Source organism: Phaeobacter sp. G2 (assembly GCA_025163595.1).
Taxonomy (GTDB): Bacteria; Pseudomonadota; Alphaproteobacteria; order Rhodobacterales; family Rhodobacteraceae; genus Pseudophaeobacter.
In genome coordinates this window covers 1,231,343-1,254,429 of the sequence record CP104100.1, presented here as the reverse complement: position 1 = coordinate 1,254,429, position 23,087 = coordinate 1,231,343, and the positions used below count along the sequence as shown (strand labels likewise).

General features: G+C 57.4%; 19 protein-coding genes and 1 pseudogene. 9 read left to right on the top strand and 11 right to left on the bottom strand.

Going from position 1 to position 23,087, the window contains the following annotated elements:
* Positions 1-19 precede the first annotated feature (19 nt).
* Genes N1037_06085 through metC form a run of 7 tightly spaced genes read left to right on the top strand, consistent with a single transcriptional unit; the run spans position 20 to position 6,709 of the window.
* The gene (locus N1037_06085) at positions 20-1,063 is read left to right on the top strand and encodes a M14 family metallopeptidase (GenBank protein ID UWS80585.1); all 1,044 of its coding nucleotides are present in this window, start codon (positions 20-22) and stop codon (positions 1,061-1,063) included.
* Positions 1,053-1,898 (top strand): hypothetical protein, encoded by an 846-nt coding sequence (locus tag N1037_06080; GenBank protein UWS80584.1) that lies wholly within the window; start codon positions 1,053-1,055, stop codon positions 1,896-1,898. The genes N1037_06085 and N1037_06080 overlap by 11 nt, the downstream gene beginning before the upstream one ends.
* Complete coding sequence (locus tag N1037_06075) at positions 1,895-2,677, top strand: IclR family transcriptional regulator (protein UWS80583.1); 783 nt, start codon at positions 1,895-1,897, stop codon at positions 2,675-2,677. The genes N1037_06080 and N1037_06075 overlap by 4 nt, the downstream gene beginning before the upstream one ends.
* 34 nt (positions 2,678-2,711) lie before the next feature.
* Complete coding sequence (locus N1037_06070) at positions 2,712-3,311, top strand: urea carboxylase-associated family protein (GenBank protein ID UWS80582.1); 600 nt, start codon at positions 2,712-2,714, stop codon at positions 3,309-3,311.
* 35 nt (positions 3,312-3,346) lie between these two features.
* Positions 3,347-3,946, top strand: coding sequence for a cysteine dioxygenase family protein (locus N1037_06065; GenBank protein ID UWS80581.1), 600 nt, complete (start codon positions 3,347-3,349; stop codon positions 3,944-3,946).
* The gene (locus N1037_06060) at positions 3,943-5,514 is read left to right on the top strand and encodes a rhodanese-like domain-containing protein (protein ID UWS80580.1); all 1,572 of its coding nucleotides are present in this window, start codon (positions 3,943-3,945) and stop codon (positions 5,512-5,514) included. Before N1037_06065 ends, N1037_06060 begins: the two co-directional genes overlap by 4 nt.
* Positions 5,507-6,709, top strand: a complete 1,203-nt coding sequence (gene metC, locus N1037_06055) for a cystathionine beta-lyase (protein UWS80579.1) — start codon at positions 5,507-5,509, stop codon at positions 6,707-6,709. The genes N1037_06060 and metC overlap by 8 nt, the downstream gene beginning before the upstream one ends.
* A gap of 18 nt (positions 6,710-6,727) precedes the next feature.
* Here the strand turns inward: metC and N1037_06050 are convergent.
* A pseudogene (locus N1037_06050) lies at positions 6,728-7,014 on the bottom strand (transposase).
* Between the two features lie 343 nt (positions 7,015-7,357).
* The gene (locus tag N1037_06045; protein UWS80578.1) at positions 7,358-8,527 is read right to left on the bottom strand and encodes an MFS transporter; all 1,170 of its coding nucleotides are present in this window, start codon (positions 8,525-8,527) and stop codon (positions 7,358-7,360) included.
* Positions 8,528-8,615: 88 nt separating this feature from the next.
* Here N1037_06045 and N1037_06040 point away from each other — a divergent pair, with 88 nt between their 5' ends.
* Positions 8,616-9,938: a PLP-dependent aminotransferase family protein gene (locus N1037_06040; protein UWS80577.1), complete on the top strand. Its 1,323-nt coding sequence runs from the start codon at positions 8,616-8,618 to the stop codon at positions 9,936-9,938.
* Between the two features lie 201 nt (positions 9,939-10,139).
* Here N1037_06040 and N1037_06035 read toward each other — a convergent pair whose 3' ends face one another.
* Positions 10,140-10,715, bottom strand: a complete 576-nt coding sequence (locus N1037_06035) for a hypothetical protein (protein ID UWS80576.1) — start codon at positions 10,713-10,715, stop codon at positions 10,140-10,142.
* A 709-nt stretch (positions 10,716-11,424) separates the two neighbouring features.
* Complete coding sequence (locus tag N1037_06030; protein UWS80575.1) at positions 11,425-11,982, bottom strand: TetR/AcrR family transcriptional regulator; 558 nt, start codon at positions 11,980-11,982, stop codon at positions 11,425-11,427.
* 133 nt (positions 11,983-12,115) lie between these two features.
* Here N1037_06030 and N1037_06025 point away from each other — a divergent pair, with 133 nt between their 5' ends.
* The gene (locus N1037_06025; GenBank protein ID UWS80574.1) at positions 12,116-12,550 is read left to right on the top strand and encodes a DUF3995 domain-containing protein; all 435 of its coding nucleotides are present in this window, start codon (positions 12,116-12,118) and stop codon (positions 12,548-12,550) included.
* Positions 12,551-13,274: 724 nt separating this feature from the next.
* On the opposite strand, the gene N1037_06020 is transcribed toward N1037_06025, so the two are convergent.
* The 7 genes from N1037_06020 to N1037_05990 form a co-directional block, all read right to left on the bottom strand.
* Positions 13,275-15,035 (bottom strand): AMP-binding protein, encoded by a 1,761-nt coding sequence (locus N1037_06020; GenBank protein UWS80573.1) that lies wholly within the window; start codon positions 15,033-15,035, stop codon positions 13,275-13,277.
* Positions 15,036-15,045: 10 nt separating this feature from the next.
* The gene (locus N1037_06015; GenBank protein ID UWS80572.1) at positions 15,046-17,439 is read right to left on the bottom strand and encodes an amidase; all 2,394 of its coding nucleotides are present in this window, start codon (positions 17,437-17,439) and stop codon (positions 15,046-15,048) included.
* Entirely contained in the window at positions 17,436-18,152 is a 717-nt protein-coding gene (locus N1037_06010) for an ATP-binding cassette domain-containing protein (protein ID UWS80571.1), read from the bottom strand. Before N1037_06010 ends, N1037_06015 begins: the two co-directional genes overlap by 4 nt.
* Positions 18,145-19,182, bottom strand: a complete 1,038-nt coding sequence (locus tag N1037_06005) for a branched-chain amino acid ABC transporter permease (protein UWS80570.1) — start codon at positions 19,180-19,182, stop codon at positions 18,145-18,147. The genes N1037_06010 and N1037_06005 overlap by 8 nt, the downstream gene beginning before the upstream one ends.
* Positions 19,182-20,048, bottom strand: coding sequence for a branched-chain amino acid ABC transporter permease (locus tag N1037_06000; protein ID UWS80569.1), 867 nt, complete (start codon positions 20,046-20,048; stop codon positions 19,182-19,184). The genes N1037_06005 and N1037_06000 overlap by 1 nt, the downstream gene beginning before the upstream one ends.
* Before the next feature lie 99 nt (positions 20,049-20,147).
* The gene (locus N1037_05995; protein ID UWS80568.1) at positions 20,148-21,371 is read right to left on the bottom strand and encodes a transporter substrate-binding protein; all 1,224 of its coding nucleotides are present in this window, start codon (positions 21,369-21,371) and stop codon (positions 20,148-20,150) included.
* A gap of 44 nt (positions 21,372-21,415) precedes the next feature.
* Positions 21,416-23,020 (bottom strand): SPFH domain-containing protein, encoded by a 1,605-nt coding sequence (locus N1037_05990; GenBank protein UWS80567.1) that lies wholly within the window; start codon positions 23,018-23,020, stop codon positions 21,416-21,418.
* Positions 23,021-23,087 lie beyond the last annotated feature (67 nt).

Sequence of the window (23,087 nt, the reverse complement as noted above, 5' to 3'; positions counted from 1 at the left end):
AGAACGAAAGCACTCCGTTATGAACCTGCCATTGACACCCGAAACTCAACGCCTTGCTGCCGCGTCCGAGCAGATCGAACGCGCAGCGCCAGGCGAATTCACCCATTCGACCCTGCAGGTCGGCACAATGGCCAGCGGCCAGCCCATCGCCCTGCCGCTCCTGTTGGCGAAAGGCCGCAGCGAAGGGCCGGTCCTGTGGCTGAACGGTGCGGTCCACGGCGACGAGATCAACGGTATCCTCGCGATCTCTGACTTCATGGCCGGGCTCGATTGCGACACGCTGGCGGGCACGGTGGTGGCCACGCCGGTATCGAACCCCACCGCGCTCGACGCGCGACGCAAGCGCGTGCCGCAGGACGAACAGGACCTCGACCAGAGCTTTCCGGGCGACGACGCAGGTATGCTAGCCCAGCTGCTGGCCCATGCGGTGTTCGACGGCATTCGCCAATGCGCGGACGCGGTGGTCAATTTCCACACGATGAACCCGCTGTTCTCCAGCATGCCCTACGCGGTCTATAAGGACGCCGGAGACGGTGCCGCGAGCGAGGATGAAATCCTCGGCGCCGTCGCGCAATTCTCGCCTTTTGTGGCCTGCCGCATGTCTGTGGCATCGGCAGCGGAACTGCCGGGCAACAATGCCGGAGCGCTCGACTACCAGTGTCTGAAGCATGGCAAACTGGCCTTTATGGTCGAGCTTGGCGCGGGCAGTCAGCAGCAGCCCGAGCATATCCGCTCCGGCGTCGAGGGGCTCAGACGTCTCGCGGCGCATCTGGGGATGTTGCCCGCGAATAAGACGAAGCCCGCCCCGGTCCGGCGCGTCACGCGCCGCACTCATGTCTTCAGCCGTCAGGGCGGTTTTTTCCGCCAGCAGGCGGCGGCGGGCACCACTCTGCCCGCAGGCCAGCCGCTCGGTCTCATTCAGGACGTGGCGGGCAAGACCATCGAAACCATCACTTTTGCGCAGGACGTGCAGGTTATCGGCATCCGCAACGACCCCGTGGTGCATTCCGGCGATCGGGTCGGTTTTGTGGGGCTGGAATGGGACACATGGCATGAGCAGTAAAACCATCAGAGTCGCGGCGGCGCAATATGCCCCGGCCCTGGGCGACACACAGGCCAATCTTGCAGCCAGTCTCGACTGGATCGACCGGGCCGCGGCAGCGCGGGCAGAGCTGCTGGTTTTGCCCGAATGCTGCCTCAGCGGTTATGTCTTCGCCGATACCGAGGCCGCCGCACAGCATGCGACCTCGATCGACGGACCCGCGATCGCGGCCTGGCGCGCACGCGCGGCACAGCATGGCCTGACCCTCGTTGCGGGCCTCATCGAAGCGGCCGACGACGGGCTTTATGATAGCGCCGTCGTGATTGCCCCGGATGGGGAGGTCTCGACCTACCGCAAGCTGCACCTCTGGAACAGTGAGCGCAGCCTCTATCGCCCCGGCAACCGCGCAGTCGTCGTCGACACCCCCGCCGGTCGGATCGGCCTCATGATCTGCTACGACCTGTGGTTTCCCGAGTTGAGCCGGGCGCTGGCGCTGGCGGGCGTGCAGCTCATCGCCTGCCCGGCCAATTGGGCAGGAAACCCACGGATGAAAGCACCGCTGGACCCTTATGGGCAGGCGATGGGGTTTCACGTCGCCCGCACCACCGCCTGCATGAACGAGATCCCGGTGATCGTCGCCGACCGCGTCGGGCAGGAGGCGGACCTCACGTTCCTCGGCAACAGCTGCATTATCGCTGGTACCGGAGATGTCGCCGCCGGTCCGGCCCCGGTCGGCACAACCGACCTGCTGGTCGCCGACATTCCCCTCGGCCCCTCCCGGGGCGCCGGACAAAGCCATATGGCCTCCCGACGCTCCGATATTTACGCGATCCAGATATTGGAGGATCTTTCTTGAAGTCCCTGGAAACCGCATTGAACGTCCTGAAGGTCTTTATCGAGGCCGACAACGACCTGTCCGTGAACGAAGTCGTCGAGCTGGTCGATTTGAAGAAAAGCCACGTCTCGAAGATCCTCAGCACCCTGCGCAATGCGGGCATGGTGGAGCAGAATTCCGCGACGCGGCGCTATTCTGTCGGCGTCGAGGCCTTTGAGCTTGGCACCCGGTATATTGTCCGCTCGCAGCAGGCGCGCGACGCACTGCCGCTGATGCGCCAGCTCGCGAATGCCAACGGCCACTCCGCCACCCTCAGCGTGCTGCGAAGCACCCATGTGCTGCACATCATGGCGGTCGAAGGTCCGCATTACATCGACGGTCGCTGGCGCGTTGGAAGCCGCCTGCCAATCCACGGAACCTCGGCTGGCAAGGTCCTGCTGGCCTGGCTACCCGAAGCGCAGCGGCAAGAATTGCTGGACACGCTCGACCTACGCCCGCTCACGGAAAAAACCATCACGCGCCGCGACCGTCTCGAAGCCGTGCTTGCCGATATCCGCAAGTCTGGCTGCTCTGTCACCCGCGGCGAGAGCGCCCCCGGCCTGGCGGCACTGGCGGTGCCAGTTTTCGACGCAAAGAACGAAGTGCCGCTGGCCCTCGGCGTCGTGCTGCCGGAGACGCTTTTCGAAACCGAGGATCTCGATAAGCTGCGCGAGCAACTCTTCGAGGCCTCACGCACATTGTCGCTGAAACTCGGCGCGCAGGATTTCCCGTTCGGCGCCGGAGGAGCCCACTCGAAATGACAGCAGAATCCCAGAACAAAGGAGCACGCCAATCATGAGCCGCCAAGACCATACCGTTCCCGCCCGACGCGGCAAGGCGATCCATGTCGCCGCTGGTCAGGACTTCCGGGTCATCAACACCCATGGCACTCAGGTGCTCGACACCTGGGCTTTTGCCACCGGCGACAGTTCCACTTTTCTGTCGATGGCGCACACCCGGTCCTATATCAGCCGCATTCACATCCGCACCTGCGACACGCTCGTTGACAACCACTATCAGCCGATGCTGACGGTGCTGGAAGACACCTCGCCGGGGGTCCATGACATTCTGATGTGTTGCTGCTCCCTGCCGATCTACAAGCGCATGGGCTGCACCGAGTATCACGACAATTGCGAGGATAACCTGCACGCGGCTCTGGCCGAAGTGGGGCTGTCCTCGCCCCACACGCCCGCCCCTCTTAACCTCTTCATGAACTACCCGGTCGGCGCGGATGGCGGGTTTGCGCGCAAGCCCCCGGTCACCCGCCCCGGCGACTATGTTGCGTTCCGCGCCGAACGCGACATAGTCCTCGTCCTCTCGGCCTGCCCGCAGGACCTCATTCCGATCAATGGCGAAACCCGGATGCCGACAGAAGCGCATGTCGCGCTGCTCTGAGCCCGGCTGACGTCACTATCAAAGGAGTACAACCGATGACCGATCACTCTCAGCAACGCAGCCAACTCGTTGACGCCCTGCGCAAGAGCGCGCGCGAACGCATCGATAGGCAGGGCGTCACCCGTGGCTCCATCAGCGCAATTGCCGAGAGCCTGCGGGAGATTGCCGGTCAGACCGCGCTGTGGTCGGAGGATCAATTTCCACCGCCGGACGACGACAGCCAGCAGGCGCGCTACCTGATCGCCCAAGATGCGGGCAAGACCTATGCACTCTACCTCAACATCATGCGTCCGGGCAAACGCATCCCGCCGCACAACCACACCACCTGGGCCTGCGTTGCCGCGGTCGAAGGCACCGAGCTCAACACCCTCTGGACCCTCACGGATGACGGCACGGAACCGGGCCGCGCCACGGTGGAGAAAGCCCGCGAGGTCTCCATCGAGCCGGGAACCGCTATCGGCATGCTCCCCGACGACATCCATTCCGTCTTCATCCCCGGCGACGCTGTTATCCGGCATCTGCACTTTTATGGCCGGGCTCTCGAAACCCTCTCCGAACGGGTGATGTTCGACCCGGAGGCAGGCACATGCTGGACGATGGACGTCGGCGTACAGACACGAAAGGCAGACAAATGATCGGATCCGTTTCCGCAGCAGCCCTCAAAGGCAGACTCGACGCCCAGGCCCGGATCGGGCTTCTCGACGTCCGCGAGCACGGCCAATATGGCGAAGGCCACCTGCTGTTCGCCTCGAACTGCCCCTACAGCCATCTCGAGCGCCTAGCGCTGCGTCTTCTCCCGGACAAGCTGACCGAGATTTACCTCTACGACGATGCCGATGGTGTCGCTGAACGGGCCGCGCAGCGCCTCAGGGAGATCGGCTACAAGGACGTGTCGATCCTGTCCGGCGGGCTGCCCGCCTGGCAGGAGGCGGGATACAGCGTCTTCAAAGGCGTCAACGTCCCCAGCAAGGTGCTGGGCGAGCTGGTCGAACTGGCCGAGCATACGCCGCAGATCACCAGCGCGGAGCTTTTGGCAATGCAGAAGGATGCACACGGGCCACACCTGATCGACGGTCGCCCCGCGAGCGATTACCGCAAGATGACAATTCCCGGCGCCCAGAGCATCCCCAATGGTGAATTGCTCTATCGTTTTGCGGCGCTCGACCTACCCGAAAACCAGACCATCGTCATCCATTGCGCCGGGCGCACCCGTGGCCTGATCGGCGCTCAGAGCCTGATCAACGCGGGCATCCCGAACCCGGTCTACGCGCTGGAGAACGGCACGCAGGGCTGGGTCTTGTCCGGCAAGGAGCTGGCCCGCGACAATAGTCCCGCAGCGCTGCCGGAACTCACCGCCGCGCAGCTCGAGCGAAGCGCCGCCTTCGCCGACCGGCTGATCGCGGAATATGACCTGCCTGTCATCGACGGCGCCGACCTGCCCGCCTGGCGCGAGGGAAAAGCCTATCTGCTCGATGTCCGCTCGGGCGAAGAATTTGCCGCCAGCCACGTTCCCGGATCGGTACACGCGCCCGTGGTGCAGCTTGTGCAGGCCACCGATGAATGGGTCGCCATGCGCCGCGCCCGGATCGCGCTGATCGACGACAACGGCGTGCGCGCGGCCTCAGCGGCCTTCTGGCTCCGCCAGATGGGGCATGATGCGGTTATCGTCCGCGATAGCCTGACACTGGCAGAAAAAGCCCCCCCGTCCGACCAGGCCGGAACCCTTCCAACCCTCACCCCGGATGAGGTCGTGCAATTGACCGGCTCGGCCACCATCCTCGACCTGCGCTCCAGCATGGCCTATCGCAAGGAACATATCCCGGGTGCGGTCTGGGCCATCCGCCCAAGGGCAGCTGCGGTGGCAAAGGAACTGACCGGGCCGGTGATCCTCGTCGCCGACGATCCCCGCGTCGCAGACCTGTTCGCATCTGAGCTGGAGGCGCTCACCACAGTGGACTGCCACTGCCTCGCGGGCGGCATGCAGGCGTGGAAGGCCACCGGCAAACCTGTCACCGCCAACCCCGACACGCCCTCGGACGCGGACGCGATCGATTTCCTTTTCTTCGTGCATGACCGGCACAGTGGCAACCTTGAGGCCTCGCGCCGCTATCTCGAGTGGGAAACCGGCCTCGTGGACCAGCTCGACCAGATGGAACGGGCGGTGTTTCAGCTCATCCGCACCAAGGAGCATGCAGATGGATGATGCCACCCGTATGATCCGCGCGGCCAAGGTGCAGGAAGGGGCGCCGCATGCGGTGAATCCCCCTGTCGTGCGCGCCTCGACGGTGCTCTTTCCCGATATGGCTACGATGCGTGATTATCGCCAGCGTCGCGGAACCGGCGAACGTCTGTTCAGTTACGGCGCGAGGGGCACCCCCTCCTCGATGGCGCTCGAGGATGCGCTGTGCGAACTGGAACAAGGCGACCGGGCCTTCCTCTACCCGTCAGGCCTCGCGGCCCTCGGCGCGGTGTTTCTTGCCTATACACGGCCCGGCGATCATGTCGCAATCATCGACACTGCCTATCCGCCGGTGCGCAGGCTTGCGGAAAACTACTTCAAGCCGCGCGGCGTCGACTTCAGCTTCTTCGCGCCCCAGACCGAAGCCCTGCGCGATATTTTACGCCCCAACACGCGGTTGGTGCTGGCGGAATGCCCCGGCTCGAACAGCTTCGACTTGATCGACCTGCCCGCGATGGCCGCTCTCAGCCACGCGCAGGGCGCGCTGCTGGCTGTCGACAACACTTGGTCAGCCGGGGTTTTCTTCAAGCCGCTACAACATGGTGCCGATATCTCGATCCAGGCCGCGACCAAATACATCTGCGGCCATTCCGACGTGATGATGGGCGCGGTGGTGACGCGCGAAGCGTGCTATCGGCCGATGTTCGACCTCAACAGCGATTTTGGCATCTGCGTCAGCCCGGACGATTGCTATACAGCGCTCCGGGGTCTGCGCACGCTCAAAAGTCGTCTGGAGGCTCATGAACGCAGCGCAGTGACGATTGCCCGCTTTCTGGACCAGCACGAAAACGTCGCCGCCGTGCTGCACCCAGCGCTCGAGAGCTTTGCCGGTCACGATCTCTGGCGGCGGGACTTCACGGGGTCTTCGGGCCTCTTCGCTTTCCGCCTCGCTGCGCCGCTGACCGAGCAACACGATGCTTTCGTCGAAGCGCTGACGCTGTTTGGTATCGGCGCCTCCTGGGGGGGCTACGAAAGCCTTGCCCTGCCGCTTAGTCTCTGCAATCCGGCGCCTGGTGACGAAGAAAGTTTCGTAATCCGCCTGCATATTGGCCTAGAGTACGTTGAAGACCTAATTCAGGACCTTACGAATGCCTTTGCGACGATCGGTGGGAATGGGGGTGCCGGGCTTGGCGCGCCCCCATCGGGTGGTCCGGTTTGATTGTTAGTGCATCGTCGGTCACTGATCTATTGGTACGATGCTTTCCGGCGCGGGTGGGCGATAGCCCAGAGCGCTGTGCGGTCTGATCGTGTTGTAGTGGATGCGCCATTGTTCGATCAGGACTTGCGCCTCCCTTAGGCTGTAGAAGGTTTCACCGTTGAGCAACTCGTCCCGGAAGCGGGCGTTGAAACTTTCGCAGTACCCGTTTTCCCATGGTGACCCGGCTCGATATAGGCCGTCTTGGCACCGACCGCCGCGATCCAATCCCGCACCTTCTGAGCGATAAACTCTGGGCCATTGCACGTCAGGAAAAAGCGTCTACATCCGGGCTGTCTTCGCGCTTGGCATTCAGCAACCTAACAAAGGCGGTTTCAAAATTTGCGTCAGCAGCGTCTAGAAAAACGGGCATATCGGTTCTCTCTGGCTGTTATGGCCGACATAACGTCCCATGGGCGCTGCGACAAGCGCTAGGGCGGAACCAGCATCCGTTTATCTGTTCACTGAACTGGCTGCCCTGGTCGGTGTTCATGATTTCGGGCGGTCCGAAGCGGTGGATGGCCTCGTTCAGCGCCTCAACGCAAAAGTCGGCCTCAGGGCAGCAGTGCGGACGGAGCCGCCATTTCGCTGCACTTTCACGAACGGCAGCTTTCAGGTCGCTGTTTCAACGGTTACGGTGGGTCTCGCGGCCTGCCATTTCCACATAGTGACGATGATTACTGTGACTACAATTTGCGCGGCTGAGAATACGGTCATAGCCGTCAGCAGGCCAAGCAGGTCGGCCAATGCGCCACTGGCGATCACGGGAAGGGAAAACCCAAAATACGCATAAACAAATAGTCCAGCCGTCGCCCGAGCGCGATCCTGTGGAGCGCGTAGGGAGACCTCTGAGAGCGATGCGAGATAGCTGAAACCATAGCTAGCAGCGCTCGTGATGCATGTTCCGATAAGCACTAAGGCGAGGAGATGTAGCCAGACGCCAGCTAGGAGAACCAAAAATCCGAGTGGGATCAGCGCAAAGCCCAAGGCGAGCGATTGGCTATTAGTCATACGGCGGGCAATCGGCTGGCAGAGAAATCCTACGAAAATCGCGAGAAAGATCACCAGACCCGTCCAGCCGCCAAGACCGTTTGCTGCTAACTCCAGCGGCACCACCGCGATTGTCATGCCCGTGGTGGACCAAGCCAGGGCCATGGCCACCCCAAACACCCATGTCCCTTTCGGAAATACCGGCAGGCGTAAGACCGACACTTGTTTCGGACGATCTACGCGGGGCAAGACCAATGCAATGATTGCCAGCAGCGGCGCAGCGACAATCAATGCGATGTAACTGGCAGGAAGAAGCGTCGGTCCTTGCAAGCCAAGACTGATACCAGTAGCCAACGCACCTCCGCCAAAGCCAAGAGAGGTGGCCGATGTGACAATGAGTGCTGCGCTGCGGGATCGATCTTCGCCAAGTAATTCGGTCATGTAAGCCGTTCCTGCCGTCGTCGCGAGGCCGGTTCCAACCCCAAGAAATAGCCGCGCAATCACGAGACTGGTCCAGCTTGGAACCTGTACCAAAAGTACAGTTGCAACCACTCCGAGCAGCAGAGCCATCGCAATTGGTATCCGGCGACCGATGCGATCAGACAACCCACCAAGCAACATAAGGGTCGGCATAAGGCCACCGGCATAGGCCGCAAATGCGACCGTCACAGCCGTCGCGCCAACATTACTTTCAGCCGCATACACATCATAAAGCGGTGCTTGTAGGTTCACTGCGAAAGTCACCGTGAATAGCCCGAGTGCGAGCAGCGAGGCGGAAACCGTTTTTGTCATTTGAACACCTTGGGAATTGACTTGAGACCCAAATGCCAAGAAGACAGGAATATAACAATTTTTAAATTGTCATAGATACAGTGAGACGATGCCGAAAGCCAGATACCTGACCCTCGCCGATACGATGGCCCGTTCGATCCAAACGGGCAAATTGGTACCGGGAACCAAACTGCCCACGCATCGCGCCTTTGCCGAACAGTTTGACATCGCCCTCGCGACGGCCACCCGCGTCTATGCAGAGTTGGAGCGTCGGGGGCTCGTTGTCGGAGAGGCCGGGCGCGGCACCTTCGTGCGTGACCTCGATTTACCCATGACACTGGGCATCCATCAGACCGCCAGTGATGGCTTGATCGATCTTGTGTTCAATATGCCGGGTGACGCCGCTGACGTTGATGCGTTGCGTGCCGGTCTTCGAAGGCTGGCGACGGCAGGCGATTTGGAGGCGATGCTGCGCTATCAGCCCCATGGCGGGCGGCTCCATGAACGACGGATCATCGCTGAAAGCCTTCACTCCACTTTGGGTCGCGTTGAACCAGAGCGTCTTTTGGTGACGTCCGGAGGCCAGCATGGATTGGCGATAACAGCCCTTGGGCTTCTTCGGCGCGGAGATATTGTGGCGGTTGATGCGTTGACATATCCCGGCTTCAAGTCGGTTGTTGCCTTGCAGGGGCTAGACCTCACCTCAATCGAGGGGGTTCAGGGCATAATGGTCCCTGATGATCTCGATCGACAGTGCCGCTTGCGACCGATCAAAGCTGTCTATCTGATGCCGACCGTACACAATCCGCTTGGGTCGGTGATGGACGAAGCAACACGCGGTCGTTTGATTGAGGTCGCGCAAAAGCATGACCTTCTTATCATCGAAGATGCCGCCTATGCGTTTCTGGAACCCGATCCACCACCGACGTTTCTCACCTTGGCCCCGGAACGGACGATACACGTTGGCGGGTTTTCCAAGTGCATCGCGACGGGTCTGCGTATTGGATATGTGATTGCCCCGGCGACGCACATAGACCAATTGATCGAAGCGATCCGTGCAACAACCTGGAACGCTCCGGCGTTGATCTCGGGGTTGGTGACAGGCTGGATTGAGGACGGCACCTTGGCCGCATCCGAAGAAAACCGAAGGCTCGACGGAGCAGAGCGTCAGCAGATTTGCAATGCCATCTTCGAAGGCATCCCCATTGTGGCCCATCCCAACGCTGGGTTTGCATGGCTCCCCCTCAATCAAGCTGTTCGGGCTGAGCCCATCATTAGTCGATTAAGGGAAAGCCGCATTTTGGTATCTGGAGCGGAGCCATACGCAACCACCACAGCGGTCCCGCAGGCATTGCGGCTGGCCTTTGGTGGTGTCCCGAAGGCTGGCTTGAGCACCGTTCTCGTGGAAGTGCGTAAATCTCTGGGGATTTGATCGAGAGCAGACGTTCGTGACAACCGCAGCATTGGGGAGTCTGGGCTCGAAGCCGCCGTTCGCCGCGCCTGCACACCAGATCGGCACTCAGGCCTGAGGTCAAGGGAGGCAGAGCGGACAAGCAGTGCGTTCGTTGCACCTTGGCTCAACTTCCGCGTATCGATAAAGGCAGAAATCTTAAGACGACGATATGCGAGAAATTTAACGTCTGGCTTTCGGCGGATTAGTAAGGTCAAGCTGAAAGTATCTGCCATCCTCAGTCATCTGCGCTGAAATGATCCTTAGATTACCACGTGACGGGCCTTTGCGGATGCGGCCAGATAGATCAAAATGAGCGCCCCGACAGGGATCAAAGAAACCATCAAAATCGCCCGCTCGGGTCAACACGACGCAACCAAACCCACTCGGATTTAGGGCCCATGCGAAGAACCACTCCTGGTTCACCATCAGGCTGGTATCCTGTGCTGGGAATGGCTCTGTTTTGCCGGAAAAAACAGAAAACGGATCGGGCCATCGTGCCGTGTCTTCTTGTTGCTTTGCTAGCGTAATATCATCGAAATCTCGCCGCCAGACTATGACTGGGAACTGGTCCATCTTGATGATCACTGCATCACCGGGTTCGAAATCAGCGATCCTGATCAGGGGGTGGTTATAATCAAATTCTGCGAGCACGTCCGCTGTAGGTAGCCCAGATCGAATGAGGGAATGCCCTCCCATTGCTGCAGTAGCAATGGCTGTCACAGTGGTGACAATGTAAAGGAAGTTGAAGCGTTTCATTAATTAGGCGTTTTAGTTGATACCTATGCAGGTTGATATAAAATTTTTGACGCAGGGTGTCGTGGTGGAGGCGGAGTGGCCTAGGCCACTTCCACTTTTGCTTCAAACCGTAAGAGCCAGATGATGGCGAAAGCATGCTCCGTTCGAATGCCAATGGCCATACTCACGTGAAATCTGCCATTCATGCGCCATGAAGCAATGGTAGTTTTGGGCCTGTTCTGTTGAAAAACTCTCTCGCGAGAAAAACGATGCCATATCTTAGAACAACTGTTCCCTGAATGCGCGTCTGGTAAACAATATTCGCAGAATGGCTCCGCAGTGGGACAGTATTCTGCCAAGATGCCCCTAGTTGACCAAACACCGAGTTTTTCAACACAATCAGCTCCATTCGGACTTTCGCTGCTCTCTGGCAATCTGATCATATTGAAGGTCCGCTTCGCAGTGAGGCTTCGCGTCTGCAGCGACAACTCACTTCCTGCCTTCTGTACTGGAGTGGAACGTCTCCTTCGGGCTGACAGCAGTCAACCAGGTGTGCCGATCAGACTGGCGACAGAGTGTTCAGGGTGAAAACCACACGCTGCACCGCCGCAAGTCCGCTGTGAGCCCAAAGTGTCGGAGGCTGCGGAAAGCGTAAACGTCCGCTTGGATGTTGGGGAATATCCGTCGGGAGAGAAAAACAATCTTGGCCGCCATGCGATTGAAAGCAATGCTATACCGTCTTGGTCGTTGCGACGACGGAGTTTGGCATAAGAAACAGATCAATGATTTGGTCTAAAGCGGCGTGCGGCAAATACTCTGAACTCGATGCAGGTGTCATGGCTTGACCCAGATACGCCCAGTATATGAATGCCGCGCGGGCCTTTGCTGTCGCCGATGACAGTCCCTCATCAATCAAAAGCTTGGCCAGATAGCCGATGCGCTTTTGATCCACGAACTCGGTTGCGTCAGATGCCATTTTGTTCTGAGCCGACCAAGACCGTATGGCGCGCTCCAACCTAACGTCCCCTGCAAAGGCTTGATGAACAAGTTCCCGAACCTTGGACCGGCTGTCGTGGAGCAAATCAACATCGTTGATGACTTGCTGGGTCACCATTTCCTGCCAATACGCAAGCAGCTGCTCATGAAAGTCGATTAGGTCATCGAAATGCCAATAAAAACTTCCGCGTGTCACCTTTAGTGATTTCGCCAATCGGTCAGCTTTCAGTGCCTCAGAACCATTCTGAGACAATTCGGAGAGACCGTGTTTCAACCATGATTGTTTGTTCAACTTAGGTTTCATCCGCCCACCATACACAAGTGTATTGACTCATGCCAGCCCACTCACTACCAAAATCCATACACAACTGTATGGCGCATTATTTCACCTGCGTCAGACACCGATCAATCAAAGGAATATCGAAATGGTGCCGCTCACCTACATCACATTTACAGCTCTATTGATGATCGCCGGTCTTCATATCGCATGGGGATTAGGGGTTCTTTGGCCACTCAAAGAGGAAAGGGCGCTTGTTCAGGCAATTGCTGGCTTTAGCGGAGTTGAAAAAATGCCCCCAGCAGCGGCAAGTCTTTTGGTTGCCGCCCTTGTGTTGGTTGCAGCGATGATTGCATTAGACTTAGGGAAAATTGGCGACCTTTTTCCGCACAGCATCACAATCGCCGGTGGCGTTGCCGTTTCAGCCGTGTTCCTTGGAAGAGCCATTTTGGGCTGCACACCTTTCTGGAGCACACTGACACCTGAACAGCCCTTCCGTAGGTTGGACACTGTGTTTTATACGCCATTGTGCTTCGCGCTAGGAGGAAATTTCTCCATTCTCACGTGGTCCTATGTGTTCTGATAAAGCGGCCATTGGCGCAGTTGCAGCGAAAGCTAACTTCGTCCCGCTCAGCCGACATCTTGCCAACAAAAATGCTGCACAACGTGTCGAACGGCTGCTTCGGGGAAGTTGCAACGCAGCGCTTGGATCTCTGGTCAACGGCTGGTGTGGGCCGTCCTTGAAGGGGCCCCTGTCACCCAACGGGCAAAATGCTGCGATCGATCTAATGGCGGCAAGGAGCCCACACCGGAAGTATTGATTTCATGCTGCGCGCGCTCGCAGCGCAAGAAATGCGGCATGAGCGAAAACCACCATACCGCCGCGCAGCGGAATATGCGGCCATTCATGCAATCCGCAGCATGGATCAACGGTCGAATTCACAAGTCGCGGGACAAACTGAGCTTACGCTGCGAATGCGCCAATGCCCGCTTGTGCCATAGATAAATTGGCGACGTTGGTCCTTCTCCAATTTTTGGGATAAAGCCCGGTAAGGCGGACTTTTAATTTTCCAAAGGTCAACAACCGGCAGACTTCGTCAACCGGATCCGTTTTCTCATCCCAAGGCAATTTCACTCATTGCTTCCCAATAACCGAGCTATCTTTTTATCTTAGATAAACCTGACCAGGGAAACCGACGAGCGCACGGTGCCGCGCTTTAGACTTTAGGAGGCTACGCGCTGCCACACCCTCGTCGTTCTCGGGAAATCGGCATCACAGGATGCCTTTAGGTTAAGGGTCAGACGTTTTAGGTTGCCGTAAGAATCTCAACCATTTTGTCCCGCATCACGAATTTTTGCGGTTTGCCGGTGATGGTCATCGGGATTTCCTGAACGATCCGAACATGCTTGGGGATTTTGTAGTGTGCTATCTGGCCTTGGCAGAAACTTCGCACCGCTTCACCGGATAGTTCTTCTCCGGCCCGCGCAACGACCCAGGCACAGACCTCTTCGCCGAGTTTTTCATGCGGAATGCCAAATACTTGAACTTCAGCGATCTGCGGGTGCCGGAACAGGAACTCCTCAATCTCTCGGGGATATATGTTTTCGCCGCCGCGGATGATCATATCTTTGACCCGCCCAACGATCGAGCAGAACCCTTCAGCATCGAGAATTGCCAGATCACCCGTATGCATCCAGCCATCAACGATTGCCTCATTGGTGCGCGCATCATCGTCCCAGTATCCCTTCATGACCGAATACCCGCGCGTGCAAAGCTCGCCTTGCGCGCCTATGGGAACAATCTGGCCCTCGGCATCAATGACCTTTACTTCCAGGTGGGGGTGGATACGCCCGACGGTGGCACATCTTTTGTCGGTTGGGTCATCCACAAAACTCTGGAACGACACCGGCGACGTTTCCGTCATGCCGTAACAGATCGTCACTTCGGTCATGTTCATTTGCGAATTAACCTGTTCCATCACCTCAATCGGGCAAGGCGCACCAGCCATAATACCGGTTCGCAGCGACGCCAGATTGATGGGGTTGTCCTCAAGTTCCTGTAGCATAGCCACAAACATCGTCGGCACACCGTAAACGGCTGTGCAGCGTTCCTTTGACAGGGCCTTTAGGGTAGCCGCCGGTTCAAACGCCTCACCGGGGAAGATCATCGCGGCACCTTTGCTCACGGCACCAAGGGTTCCCATCACCATCCCAAAACAATGATACAGCGGCACCGGAATACACAGGCGGTCAGCATCCGTCAGGTTGATCCGGTCCGTCACAAAACGGGCGTTATTGACGATGTTGTAATGGGACAGTGTCGCACCTTTTGGCGCACCAGTTGTGCCCGATGTGAATTGGATATTGATCGGCTCATCCGGGCTGAGCGTGCTTTCAATCATCGACAATCTAAGCTGTTGGGCCGGCCCACCAAGGGTTTTCACGTCATCAAACCTGAACGATCCGGGCACCTCATCTGCCCCCATCACGATCACATGCTTCAACGTCGGGAGCTTCGCCGCGTTCAAGCGCCCCGGTTCCGCATTTTGCATCTCTGGTGCGAGTTGTTGCACCATTTTCAGGTAGTCTGACGTCTTGAATTCTTTTGCCAGAACCAGCGCCTTGCAGCCCACTTTGTTGAGCGCATATTCCAGTTCAGCCAACCGGTAAGCCGGATTGATATTGACCAGCACCAACCCAATGCGGGCCGTGGCAAACTGCATCAGCACCCATTCGTACCGGTTGGGGGACCAAATCCCGATGCGATCGCCCTTTTCAAGGCCCAAGGCCAAAAAGCCCGATGCCAGTGCATCCACATCCCGATCAAAATCGTAATAGCTAAGCCGCAGTCCTGATTCTGAAAAAACGAAAGCATCCCTCGGTCCAAATCGCGACACCGTCTCGCGTAGCAGGGTCGAGATTGTGATATACCTCAGGTCCGGTTCTTTCGTGCCCGTCACATAGGATTGCCCGTCAGCTGGGGCCGCCCCGGCCGCGCCATTAGAACCGGATTGAGTCACATCAGAGGCCCCGATCTTGTGGGCCAGGCTTTCATTCAGAATTGACATTGTCCGCTCCTCACATTCTCTGCCAGTCTTCGCTCTGCTCAAACGCATGAGCGGCCTGATAAATTTTCATTTCACCATAATTCGGGCCGACAAGCATCATCCCGATTGGAAGTCCTTCCAACAGGCCACAAGGAACACTCATCGCGGGCAGGCCACCATTGAACGGGGCAGTGTTTGCAATCATTTCAAAGGCCCGCTGCACGTAAAGCGATATAGAGCAGTCAGACGGAGGAATTTGCTGCGGCTTCATCGGAACAGTCGGCATCAGCAACAGATCGTACTGCTTGAGCGCCGCGGCGTATCTTTCGTTTACCTTGCGCATCAGGTTTTGCGCCTTGCCGTAGAACCGGCCACGGTATTGTTCCTGGAAGTATTCCCCCAAGAACATGCAAGTCTTGAGCGAATGGCTGAGCTCATCCGGCCTGCTGCGCCACTGCGCCATGTGGTCCATCATCGAAGGCACGAAAAGGCCGCGATAGTTGGTGCCCCCAGAATTACCATGCATCATGTGATCTTGCAGGCCCTCAACTGTGATCGCCGTCCAGCAATCAACAGCCAATTCGTGTTCGGGCACTGAAACCTCTTCGACACGAGCACCCAATTCGCGGAACCGTTCGGCAGCGACCATTACTTTATGATCAACGTCAGATTCTGCGGATGGCCCGCCGAACCCTTCCTTGAGGATCCCAATGCGCATCCCATGCGCGCCTTTGCCAAGCGCTTCGGTGTAGCGATAGGTCTTGGGCTTGTACTGGCGCGGGTCCAAGCCGTCTTCACCTGCCAAAATCTCGAGCAACAGTGCATTATCGGCCACCGTTTTCGTGACTGGGCCGACATGGTCAATGGTCTGCTCAATCGGCATGACCCCCGAGTAAGGCACCAGACCGTGAGTGGCCTTCATGCCATAGACGCCGCAATTGGACGACGGGATACGGATCGAGCCGCCTTGATCGCCTGCAATGGCCATGTCGACCTCACCCGCTGCGACAAGTGCTGCAGAACCGCCCGATGAGCCGCCAGCCATATATCCACGCTTCCAAGGATTGTGGATTGGGCCTTTGGCGTTGGTGTGCGACCCGCCCGACAGGCAGAAGTTTTCGCAATGGGCCTTGCCTGCAATCGTGGCGCCGGCATCCAGCATTCGGGTGACAATGGTGGCGTCAATTTCGGGCGTGTACCCTTCCATAATTGACGATCCGTTCATCATCGGTACGCCAGCCAGACATATCGTATCCTTTAGCGCAATGCGCTTGCCACGCAGCGGGCCATCCATCGCACCTTTGACATCGGTTTTGACGTACCAGGCGTTCAGAGCATTATCCGTCGCATCGGGGAAATGGCCGGGTGCACGCGGGTAGCGCACTTCTGGCAAATAATCCGGCAGCGCATCCAAACGGTCATAAGCCTGAATATAGGGCTCGATGATCTCGCAATACTCCGCCAATTCGGCATCAGTCAGATTCATGCCGAAGCGTTCTGCCATAGTCCGCATTTGGCTAAGGGTTGGACGTTTGATTGTCATATTGGTCACCGCGGTTTGCACAACATCATAAGAGGTGTCAGATGAAGTTTGTGTAGATTTCTTGGGGGCCGGCGTCGGCATATCTGGATCGGAAGATCTGGCATTGGGTGGCGATGGCGAATGGCCCGCATTTCCGCGTGTCGAACGCGCCGCGCCAAAACCGAGGAACTGATCGACCTTTGCCTGATCTGTAAGGTCGCTCTTTGAAAGCTCGCCCGTTATACGACCCCGTTCAAGCACCAGAACGCGGTCCGATAAATCCGAGATGAAGTCGAAGTTTTGTTCCACCAGCAGGATCGATAAGCCGCGATTCTGACGCAATTTCAAAAGCGTTTCTGACATCTCTTCGATGATCGAGGGCTGAATACCCTCAGTCGGCTCATCAAGCAGCAGGAATTCAGGGTCGCCCATCAGGCATCGCGCCAAAGCCAGCAATTGTTGCTCGCCCCCTGAAAGCGCGCCACCTTCGCGATCCAATAGCCGCACCAATCGCGGGAAGTCCTGAAGCACTAGCTCCATCACCTCCTCTTCACTGCCACCGGAATAGTCGTGCCATGCAAACCGCAGATTATCGCGCACCGAAAGTTGCGGGAAAATTCCGCGCCCTTGGGGGACATACCCGATGCCGCGCCCGGCACGCTCATTGGGGTTCATCCGAGTGATTTCGGCGCCGTGAAATCGAATGGTCCCAGAGGCTGCCGGCAAGAACCCCATTGCAGTCTTGAGCAGGGTGGATTTGCCCATACCGTTGTGCCCGAGGATGCCGACGACTTCATTTTCGGCAATCTGGAAATCAATGCCGTGTAGCACAGGCACTTTGCCGTAGCCGCCCGACAGACTTTTGACTTCCAGTAAGATTGCGCGGTCATCTTGTGTCATCATGCGTTCTTTCCAAGGTAAACGTTCCGAACAACTGGATCTGCCATGACCTTGTCGACGTGATCCTCCATCAACACCGCGCCTTGGTGGAACACGGTGACAGTTGTTGCGATGGATCGGATGAATTGCATGTCATGCTCAACGATGACCACGGCGGCTGTTCGCGTTAGCTCGTGGATGATTTCGCTCATGCGTTCGACATCTTCCCCACTCATCCCGGCGGCAGGCTCGTCCAAAAGAACAAGCCACGGGTCGGCGACAGCGACCAGCCCTAACTCGACCCGTTGACGTTCCCCGTGGGCGAGGCGGCCTAGGTCGGCCTTGGCGATCGGCCCGAGCCGCAATCGCTCAATGATGTCATTGGTTTTTTCTGTTGCCTCGCGCGTGGGCATGAAACGCCGCGCCGCCATCCAGATATTTTCGAACACCGACAGCGAGTCCATGACATTTGGCACCTGCGTCTTGATGCCAACACCAAGCGAAGCGATCTCATGCGAATTCCAACCCGTCGTTTCCTGTCCGCGCATAAAGACCTTGCCCTCGGTCGGCGCATGCAGGCCCGTCACGCATTTAAAGAATGTCGACTTACCGGCCCCATTCGGGCCAATCAGGCACCGCAGCTCTCGTGCTTTGAGTTTGAAGTTAACATTGTCGGATGCGACCACACCCCCAAAGCGTTTTGTCAGACCTTCGGTTTCAAGAACGAGCTCAGCCATGGACGCCACCAGATGTGCGCGATCCGCGCCTGTTTCGACGGTTTCTAGGAGAGCGTTTTGCGAAACTGACAGACCAGAGCGACGTAACGGCAGGAACAATCCCCTTGGGGAGGAACAAGACGAACAAGACCAGTATGATGCCCGTGATCAGCGTGTTGTCGACCATTGTCTGCTGCCCGAGCATAAACTTCAGATAGGCCAGCCCCGCAGCTCCCAAGATCGGGCCAAACCGCGTCCCAAGCCCACCGACGATGCACCAGATGATGATCTCGGCTGATTGGCCTAAGCTGAACAAACCCGGCGTTACGATCTCGCCCCAATTGGCAAAGAAACCACCCGCCAGACCAGCAATGCCTGCACCGATCGCAAACAATGCGGTTTTTCGGGCACGTACGTCGTAACCCATCAAAGACACCCGTGTTTCATTCTCGCGAATGCCCACGGCGATGCGCCCGAAGGGGGTGCGCAACACCCACGTCACAAAGAAGAACACGATGATCAGTGCAACCGCGCAGACGTAATACAATGCGTCGCCCCAAATGTAGTTGTTCGGCTGCCCCGGAACGTTAAGCGTATGGAATCCGGGGATGCCATTGAACCCACCCAAACGGGCGTCTCCGATTTCATATTGTGGTCCGGCCGTCGAGTTGATGAATTTGAACAGGATCAACGTCACGACCAATGTTATGACGCCCAGATACACATCCGTAAGCCGCCCATAAAACATCATCGCGCCAAGAAGCGCCGCAAAGACAGCAGGAACAAGGATTGCCAATATCATTGGCACGGTGCTTTCGCCGATGTTGATCGCGGCAATCGCGTAGGTATAGGCCCCAAGGCCAAAGAACGCTGCCTGTCCAAAACACAAGATGCCGCCATAGCCCCAGATCAGGCCCAGACTGAGCCCAAGCATGCCGTAGATAACCAGAACCGTGAGTGTGTAAGTGCTGATGATCATAGGCATCATCAACAGCAAAGCCACCGCAGATATCAGTGCTGCGACGTCCCCTTTTCCCCAAGCGAGCGACATTACATCTTCCCCTTGAAAAACTTGCCCGTAACGCCCTGTGGTAGCAAGCGCAGCAGGACCACGGCTGTGACAAGCAGAGCGACTTCGCCGATCACCGGCGAGATAGCAAACGTGAAGACCTGATTGACGAGGCCAAAGAGACCCGAACTACTGACAAGGCCCGCAATGAGAGACGGCCCACCAGCAATGACGGTGATGAATGCCTTTGCGATATAAATCCCCCCAGACGTCGGCACCAACCCGACCAAGGGCGCAAGGATCGCGCCCGCCAGACCTGACAACGCTGACCCACAAAAGAACGTCGTCATGTAGATGCGATCAGGGCTATATCCAAGGGCCGCGGCAATGTTGGATTCCTGCATGGTACCTCGGGCGATGAGCCCCATCCGTGTCGTCTTGAGCAGGACATAGATGCCGATCAGCAGGCAGATTGTGACAAAGATAATAAAGAAGTTGTACCCGTTGATTTGGTAGTTTCCGACGGTGAAACCCTTAATCGGGGTCGTAATGCTCGTTGTGGTATTGCCAAATATCATCGTAACGGCGCCGATGAAAAACAAGCTAAGGCCCCAAGTTGCCAACATCGTGTCGACCAACCGCCCATAAAGATGGCGGATAACCAGCCTCTCGACGATCAAGCCTATCAGCCCGACGACCAACGGCGCAATTATCAGCATCGCAACAAAGACATTCACACCCAGATTAACGGCCGTGATCGTCGCATATCCGCCCATCATCATGAATTCGCCATGCGCCAGGTTGATCACCTTCATCATGCCAAAAACGACGGCAAGGCCGGCGCTGATCAACGCCAACGAGGCAATAGCGTAGAGGATTTCCACCAAGATAACGACAAATAGATCCATGACAGCTCACATGTTTTGGCAAGCCAAGGGCGTGCCTCGGCCAGTGGTTGAAACGAGGGCCACCCGACAGGTAGCCCTCTGAGGTCGGCAACTAGCGGGCTAGATTTCGATCTCGTATTGTGTGTTGTCGTCCGGGTTAGCCTCAAGATCGCAGACGGCCTGCGTATCAATTGGCTGCCGCTGTGGGAGCGTTTCAATGACCTTCATTTGCTGGTCTTGAATCTCCATCACATGCACATCAAGCACCGCGTGGTGTGTTTTGGGGTCGACCGTCACAACACCGCCGGGGCCAGTAATCGAAATACCGGTTTCCAGCGCGTCAATGATGGCGTCACGATCAAGCGATCCCGCTTGGCGAACACCCTCGGCCCACGTCAGGATACCGTGGTAGTTGGATACTGCGATTTCATGCATGCTCTGGTCGCCGTCATTGGCAGCGGCCCACGCCTCTTTGAACTTTTTGTTTTCGGGCGAGTCCAATTCCTGCGAGTAATTGTAAGCAACCATGATCCCGTTGCCTTCTTCGGGCGTCAGAACCTTGTGCTCGTTGCCGACACCCAAAGTTGTCGAGGCGAGTGGAATGCGATCCTTCATGCCAGCGGCTGCCCATTGACGGAAGAATGACAAGTGATTGCCCCCAACGAGCGGAGCAATCACAAGGTCGGGCGCAGCCGTCTGGATCTTGGCAATCGTTGAACCAAAGTCAGCAACATCGAGCGGGAAAAAGTCAACGCCGACAGTCTCACCACCATTATCGGCGACAAATTTCTGGATCCAGCTCGCCATGTACTGACCGTAGTTGTAATCAGCGGCAAGAATATAAACCTTCTGACCCGATTTCCCCATCGCATAAGGCACCAAGGCTTCGACTTGCTGTGCTGGTGTCACGCCGTTGATAAAGATGTTTCTATCGCAGACGCCGCCTTCATAAAGCACGTTGTAGAAATAAAGCGTCTCTGTCCTGCGCATGGTCTGACGGATCGCCTCGCGGGACGCAGACAGGATGCCACCGTGGACCACATCAACCTGGTCCTGACGGGTGAGCTGTTGGCCATACTGCGTGTAAAGCGCCATGTCAGATTGCGTATCATATGAGATAACTTCGACTTGCTTGCCCAGTAATCCACCATCCGCATTGATTTGATCGACCGCTAAACGCATGGCGATATCCATCGGCTTACCATAGGCGTCAAAGGGGCCTGATGTATCCAGAATGGACCCGAGTTTGATCGTCTCACCAGCCATCACAAAGCTTGGCATCATCGCAGCGCCGGTCAGTGCCGCGCCGGTTCCCAGAAATTTACGTCGATTGAGATTTGTCATAGTATCCTCCACGCATGGTTCCCCACCACGCTCTGTTGGTTGCATCACTTATTTGCTTTGTCGTCTTTTGCCTTGATGCGGTTGGCGTAATCGGCCGTGCGGCCTGCAATATTGGGATCGAAATCAAGTCCGATCTCCTCTCCCATTTGCTTCATGGCGGGCAACCGAACGGCCATGCCCAATATCTGATCCATCGCCGCTCCAAACGCCCCGTCAGCACCCCCATCGCCTGAGCCGCCAGTTGGCGTGCCCATCCCTCCGATGTGGTTGATTTTGATCGAGTCGATCTTTTCAACAGGCTTCATCATCTGCGTCATGATCTCGGGCATACGATCCAGACGTTTCTCCTCAAGGCGCATCCCGACAAGCGTTTCACTCATCGAGTTGTCGGCCTCTATCAGGGCCGTCTTGGCCTTTGCTGCAGCCTCGGATTTGGCCAACTCAGCGCCGGCGATTGTCTTGGCAGCCTCCGCCTCGGCCTTGGTCTTAACAGCCAGTGTTTCGGCATCACTCTTGGCCTGAGCCGTGCTGAGTTTGATTTCTTTTGCGAGCTTCAGTTCGGCCGTTTCAAGTTCGCGCCGCGCGACGGCCTTTTCTTTCTGGGCCTGAACATCCTCTGCCGCCAAAAGAACCGCGACCCGCGCGGATTCCTCTGTTGCCTGCGTTTTGAATTCCGCAGTCCGCAACTCGGCCAGCTTCGTGTCATTCTCGATTTTGTTTTCTTCCAGCGCGAGAATGGCCGCCATCTCTGCGCGGCGCAGCGCCTCGTCATTTGCGACTTTGGCCGCCTTGATCTGGTTGGCAGAGGTCAGTTTTTGCTGCTCGATCAAAAACTCGGCTTCAGACTTGGCCGCCTCCTTCTTCGCTCGCGATTGCGCTTCGAGCTTTTCAAGCGCCTCTTGCTGCGCGATTGTCGCCTCTCGTTCGGTGCGGTCAATTTCAAGTTGTCGTTGGTGCTTGGCCAACCCGCTTTCCCGCACGGCGATATCGGTTTCCGTTTCGATGCGAACCCGCTCGCGGCGCTGCTCTGCGATCAGTTCAGCGTGATGACGCAGCCCCTTAGCCGCAAACGCGTTTTTCTCGTCAAACTGCGATAAATCGCTTTGATCGACACGGATTAATGAAACAGAAACAAGGGACAGCCCTAATTTTCCAACTTTCGCGGCCACCGCGGCTTCAACATCAGATATGAAACTTGAGCGGTCAGAATGCAGCTGCTCAAGCGTGCGTTTCGCTGCTGCGTTTTGCATCGCATCCACCAAAGAACCCGACAGCAACTCTTCGATGGCGTCTCCACCTCGCTCAATTTTTGATCCTAGCGCCTGTGCGGCAGTTGCGACAGCGTCGTCGCGGCTCTCAACGTGGAACTCAAACTCCATTGCGACATCGGCACGCAATTGATCCCCAGTCAGGAGGCCTTGGTTGCCCTTACGCTCAGCCGCGAATGTGACGGCACCCATTGTCACCCGCTGAACATGGTGCAGGATTGGAATGGCGATACAGCCGCCACTCAGGACAATTTTCTGGCCACCAAGACCTGTCCGAACGAGAGCAGAATTCAGCGTTGCCTTAGCATAGAATTTCTGGAGAAACCAAAGGCCCAGTAAAATGACAACGACCAGAATGATGATGGATACGACCCAAGTCAAAGCTACCCTCCCAAGTAGACGAGATGTCGGGATCGCGCTTATCGAAGTCGCAGCAAGCCCCGTCAGC